The organism is Vibrio sp. Vb1026, from assembly GCF_033338745.1.
Taxonomy (GTDB): Bacteria; Pseudomonadota; Gammaproteobacteria; order Enterobacterales; family Vibrionaceae; genus Vibrio; species Vibrio alginolyticus.
Genome location: NZ_JAWOTH010000147.1, coordinates 1 through 1,173, shown reverse-complemented (window position 1 = coordinate 1,173; position 1,173 = coordinate 1). Strand labels below are relative to the sequence as shown.

At 47.8% G+C, this 1,173-nt stretch carries 1 protein-coding gene and 1 pseudogene; both read left to right on the top strand.

The genetic code is table 11. From position 1 onward, the window contains the following. Positions 1 to 584 (top strand): annotated as a pseudogene (locus tag R7E47_RS24860) (heme anaerobic degradation radical SAM methyltransferase ChuW/HutW); the annotation flags it as partial. 33 nt (positions 585 to 617) lie between these two features. Next, positions 618 to 1,121, top strand: a complete 504-nt coding sequence (hutX, locus tag R7E47_RS24855) for a heme utilization cystosolic carrier protein HutX (RefSeq protein WP_318085432.1) — start codon at positions 618 to 620, stop codon at positions 1,119 to 1,121. Positions 1,122 to 1,173: the final 52 nt, after the last annotated feature.

Below are 1,173 nucleotides of genomic sequence, written 5' to 3'. Positions count from 1 at the left end.
ATCTCGTTGAAAAAGGCAAGATCCCCCCACCAGCGACGACGCCAGAGAAAGCGGGCATGTATGAGTTGGGTGTGAACTTTATGGCGAAGCACCATATGAAGCAGTTGAGCGTGAACCACTGGGCCGTCGATAACCGTGAGCGTAGCCTATACAACAGCTTAGCCAAGACGTACGCAGAAGTGTTACCGATTGGATGCGGTGCTGGTGGCAACATTGGCGGCTACGGGATGATGCTGCACCGTACTTTAGACACCTACATCAAAGCGGTGAATGAAGGGCAAAGTACGATTGCGATGATGATGAAGCACAGCCCATTAGAGCCATTATTTGCGGCGCTAAAATCCGGGTTTGACCGCGGCATTGTTCAGGCAAGTAAATTGCCGGTGTTTATGGGTAGCGATACGTTCGATTTTCTCATGCCGCTGTTTAAAGTATGGCAAGACAAAGGCTTAGTTGAGCTTCAAGAGCGAAGCTTAGTGCTTACTTTAGCGGGCAGTTTTTGGGCCGTTTCGTTAGCGCAAGCCTGTATTCAGGTACTGACATCAGAGATGAACGAAAGCGTGCCAAAAGTATCCAATAATTAATGAAGACAAATTGAAGAAAAGATGGAAAACAAAATGGAATCAATCAAGCAACAGGTAGAAGCTCTATTGGAACAAGAACCTCAACTTCTGCCTGCCGCAATGGCAGAGCGTTTAGGTGTGACAGAATTTGATGTTGTCGCTGCACTGCCGCAAGAGATGGTTGCGATTGCTCCGGGCGAACAAGCGCAAACAATCCTTGAAAGCCTAGTTGGCTTTGGCCCAGTGACGACGATCGTACACTCCTTCGGCTCCATTTTCGAAGTGAAAGCGCCTTTTCCGAAAGGCAAAGTTGCGCGTGGTTATTACAATCTAATGGGGCGAGAAGGTGAGCTGCATGGTCACCTCAAATTGGATAACGTGAAAAATATCGCGCTGGTCAGTAAAACGTTTATGGGACGTGACAGTCACTACTTTGGCTTTTTCTCTGAATGCGGCAGCAATATCTTCAAAGTGTACTTAGGGCGTGATGAAAAACGCGAACTTATTGCTGAGCAGGTAACGGCGTTTCGTGCCATGCAAGCTGAGTTAAATCAGTAACAAAGACAGCCAGTCGTCGCGGCTTTTACATTCAAGAACGTGAGAAGTCGCG

Coding starts and splice junctions, on each gene's coding strand:
- hutX (WP_318085432.1), top strand. CDS start 618: ATGGAATCAATCAAGCAACAGGTAGAAGCTCTATTGGAACAAGAACCT.